General features: G+C 47.3%; 6 protein-coding genes. 5 read left to right on the top strand and 1 reads right to left on the bottom strand.

Annotated features, from left to right (window positions below):
* Both ACTHMC_RS02625 and yiaA read left to right on the top strand, forming a co-directional pair.
* Positions 1-660: Crp/Fnr family transcriptional regulator (locus ACTHMC_RS02625; protein WP_440410557.1), on the top strand; the 660-nt coding region annotated here is incomplete at its 5' end.
* Positions 661-741: 81 nt separating this feature from the next.
* Complete coding sequence (yiaA, locus tag ACTHMC_RS02620) at positions 742-1200, top strand: inner membrane protein YiaA (protein WP_440410556.1); 459 nt, start codon at positions 742-744, stop codon at positions 1198-1200.
* Between the two features lie 65 nt (positions 1201-1265).
* Here the strand turns inward: yiaA and ACTHMC_RS02615 are convergent, their stop codons facing one another.
* A complete protein-coding gene (locus ACTHMC_RS02615) occupies positions 1266-1490 on the bottom strand; it encodes a hypothetical protein (RefSeq protein WP_440410555.1) in 225 nt (74 codons plus the stop codon).
* A 243-nt stretch (positions 1491-1733) separates the two neighbouring features.
* On the opposite strand from ACTHMC_RS02615, the gene ACTHMC_RS02610 reads away from it, so the two are divergent.
* From ACTHMC_RS02610 to ACTHMC_RS02600, 3 genes are all read left to right on the top strand, one after another.
* A complete protein-coding gene (locus tag ACTHMC_RS02610; RefSeq protein ID WP_440410553.1) occupies positions 1734-2186 on the top strand; it encodes a GNAT family N-acetyltransferase in 453 nt (150 codons plus the stop codon).
* A gap of 53 nt (positions 2187-2239) precedes the next feature.
* Entirely contained in the window at positions 2240-2734 is a 495-nt protein-coding gene (locus ACTHMC_RS02605; protein ID WP_440410552.1) for a DUF4442 domain-containing protein, read from the top strand.
* Between the two features lie 93 nt (positions 2735-2827).
* A complete protein-coding gene (locus ACTHMC_RS02600; RefSeq protein ID WP_440410550.1) occupies positions 2828-3811 on the top strand; it encodes a helix-turn-helix domain-containing protein in 984 nt (327 codons plus the stop codon).
* Positions 3812-4001: the final 190 nt, after the last annotated feature.

Below are 4001 nucleotides of genomic sequence, written 5' to 3'. Positions count from 1 at the left end.
ATTTACAGTATCTGCCATAAAAACTCATGCCCGGCCAATCCTATGATTATCAGCCGCTCCGCCTCCTTATCTTTGCCACCTAACCATATCCCAAGCATGGACAAACTGATCAGGCATTTACAGCAATTACACTGGGTGAGCCCCGAAATGCAGGACCAACTGCAATCCCAGTTCAGCAAAATGGTGCTGCCCAAAAATGAGCTGCTGATCGAAGCAGGCAGGGTATGCCGTCATCTCTATTTCCTTGACCAGGGTTGCCTCCGTGGCTATTATAACCTGGATGGCAAAGAGATCACGCACTGGTTCGGTTTTGAGAACGACTTCGTCACTTCCTTTCATAGTTTCATCACGCAGCAACCTGCCGTGGAAAATATCCAGCTGATGGAAGGCTCCGTGCTCTGGAGCATCAGTAAGGAAACACTGAACAAACTGGTGGATCAGTACAGGGAGGCAGAGCGACTGCTGCGCATCGCTTACGAAAAATATTATATCCGTCTTGAATCCAGGTTTGTGAACTCACAGTTCCGCACAGCCGCAGAGCGGTATGAGATGCTGCTGGAAGAAAATCCCGAGATCATCGAACGGGTTCCACTGGGTTATATCGCTTCCTACCTGGGCATTTCCCAGGAAACCCTGAGCCGCGTCCGCAGCCGGCTTTAACATTTACGATTTTCATTTTTGACAATGGTCAAAAGCCAGATGGATGGCGCTGTATAGTTTTGGTCCTATTAAAACAACAATATGGAACAGAAAACCATGCAGCCTTCCAACGCTTTTATCGCCGCCTCCTGGGTGGCATTGCTCACGGGTGTTGCCGCTTTCAATATCGGATTGTGGAATGCAGAAATGGAACTGAATGAAAAAGGTTACTATTTCACTGTACTGATGTTCGGGCTATTCTCCGCCATCTCCGTGCAGAAAGCCGTGCGCGACCAGATGGAAGGAATTCCGGTAACCAATCTCTATTATGGTATCGCCTGGTTCACAACCCTCTTATCGATCCTTTTGCTGGTGATCGGGCTCTGGAATGCAGAGCTTGTAAAAAGTGAGAAAGGGTTTTATGCGATGTCTTATACCCTGAGCATGTTTGCCGCTATTGCCGTACAGAAGAATACGAGGGATATGAAATCAGCAGACAAACAGAATAATCAGAACAATCAGTTGCCGCCTAATAACAATGATGCGGCACAGGGCAGATAATTTTTCTATGGACGGTTTCTTTCGGTCGCAGGCTATCAGTTACGATAGCCTGCTTTTTATTGTACTTACCCATTCTTGTACCAGTCGAGCACCGTGCCATTACATACCGGTGCATTGGGACAACAGATCACTTCCCTTCCCTCTTCAGACCTGAACACTTTATACTTCTCCACTACAAATTCTTTCTTGCACTGCATGCAATACCGCTTTTCCATCAGTAAGGGGATCGATGAAAAAGGGTATCTGAGCTCCAGGTATCGTTGTTTGTCCTGTATTATAATTTCCTGCATTCCTGATTACACTTGTTAGCGGATAAAGGTAGCAGGATGCAGTGGGGACGGGCATTAGAATCCAATTAGAATAACATGGCCTGCCTGTAAGGAAATTTTAATTTAGATTGCTAAAACTTTGACAGCCATAATATTCATACAAGGAAACTGAATTACTGCATGGCATCTCACAGGGAGATGGTACAAACTTATATCAATGCTTTTGCGGCTTCTGCGGGGAACAGAGATCGGTATATTTGCAACATGGAAATCATTCATTCCGTTGCCGCCGCTGAATATGCTGAAGTCACAGCATTATGGGAAAGGTCCGTGCGCGCCACGCATCATTTTCTGAAAGAAGAAAACATTCAATATTTCAAGCCGCTGATCCTGGAGCAGTACCTGGCTGCAGTTGAGCTCCGTTGCATCAAAGATGCAGCAGGAAAGATCCTGGCCTTCAGTGGCGTACTCGATGGGAAACTGGAAATGTTATTTGTTGATCCACTGGCCAGGGGGGGTGGTTATGGAAAACAATTACTGCAATACGCCATCGCAGAGCAGGGAGTTACCAAAGTGGATGTGAATGAAGCCAATGAACAGGCAGTTGGTTTCTACAAACATATGGGTTTTGTACAAACAGGGTATTCCGAACTGGATGGAAGCGGCAAGCCATTTCCATTACTACAGCTGGCCCTGGGCAAAGTACAGAACGGGTAACGGGTACTTTGCATGGAATAATATATATTTATCCTGCAACAAAACGCTCAACCATGGCAGGAGCCGCTTCACAGGAATTCATCAGACTGGCTAATCATCCGCTGAAATTCAGGTTGTTTTTGCTGATGAAATTGCCTGCCGCATATTTTTCGGGTGTCCGTATCCGTAAGATGACGGAAAGCCTTTGTGAAGTAACGGTCCCTTATCGCTGGGGAACGCAGAACCCGTTCCGGAGCACTTATTTTGCCTGCCTGGCCATGGCGGCGGAGCTCAGTACCGGTGCACTGGCCATGAGCCTGATCTTCAAACGTAAACCGGCCGTAAGCATGCTCATCGTAAAAATGGAATCGGAGTATTTCAAGAAAGCCACGGGCAGAACCACTTTCACCTGTTCCGATGGAGATGCCATGAAGCAGGCGGTGGAAGCTGCACTGAACAGCGGAGAGTCCCAGACCTTTACCGCGCTCGCTACCGGCAGGAATGCCGCAGGTGAAAAAGTGGCCGAATTCCGCTTTACCTGGAGCTTCCGGGCTAAAACTCACCCATAAAATTCCTGCATTGACATACATATCTCCTGAGCCTGCCAGGCTCATTGATGCTATACTGGGTGAAAAGGTTATATTGTTAAGGAATACCCGTATATGCCTGAACTCATTTATCGCCCAGCCCTGAAAACAGATGTTGACAAAGCGGTACAACTGCTCCATTCAATTTACCCTGTCAGCCATAACCTGTATGAACAGATATTAGAGTATAGTCTGGCCACTGACCTTAAAAAAGGGGAAATGCTGATAGATGAGGGGGAGACCTGCAAATACATGTATTTTATCGTAAAAGGCGCACTGATGGCGCATTCCACGTACAAGAAGAAAAAGATCATCACCTATATTTCCATCGAAAATGAATTTGTAAGTTCCATTTCAGGGATGCACGGGGAGCGGCCTACGAAAGAAGGCGTTGTGGCGGTGGAACCAACATCACTCATCGCTTTCCCCAACCAGATGATCCTTCAGGCATTTGAAACATACTTCGATCTCAATTATGCTTACAGGGTGATCATGCAGCATTATTACCAGGATGCCCAGGAGCGTGCTCATATAGTGAGAGTGGGAAATGCGCGGGAGAGATATTTCTATTTCCTGCAGACCAAACCCGGCTATATCAACCGCCTGCCGCTGGAGCATATCGCTTCATTGCTAGACATGAAGCCACAGACCCTGGCCAAGATCCGCAAGGAGCATGAGCTGAGCATGAAGCAGGATGAGGAAACAAAGCAGCTTTGTATCAGACTGGAAGCCCTGATGCGGGAGAAAGAGCTTTACAGGAGGCAGGACCTGAACCTTCATATGCTTGCAGGGGAACTGGGTATCAGCGGACACCGGTTATCTTCGTTGCTGAATAACCGTTACCAGCAGAATTTCGTGGATTTTATCAACAACTACCGCGTTGGCAGTACATTAGAGCAGCTTAAACAACCTGATGCCATGCAGCATATCACTATAGAAGCGATGGCGTATAATGCGGGTTTTGCTTCGCGAAGTGCCTTCTATACCGCCTTCCGGAAGATTACCGGTACCAGTCCGCTGGAATATGCAGCTGCGTGTGGGCATGGTAGTTTGTCCTGATTTATAAACCCGCACAACATTGACATTATTAATTTTTCGGTAAGACTGAGGGATTGAATAAGTTTGTAATCGTTTAAAGGCAGACGATTGCGTGCACGACGGTGCATGTGGTTGTCGAACACAAAAGGGCATTTCTATCGGGGTCATACGGTGGTGTAACCGTGTGGCCCCTTTTTCATGGGGGGCGTGG

It is taken from the genome of Pseudobacter sp. (assembly GCF_051955275.1).
Taxonomy (GTDB): domain Bacteria; phylum Bacteroidota; class Bacteroidia; order Chitinophagales; family Chitinophagaceae; genus Pseudobacter.
This window is presented reverse-complemented; position numbering and strand designations above follow the sequence as displayed.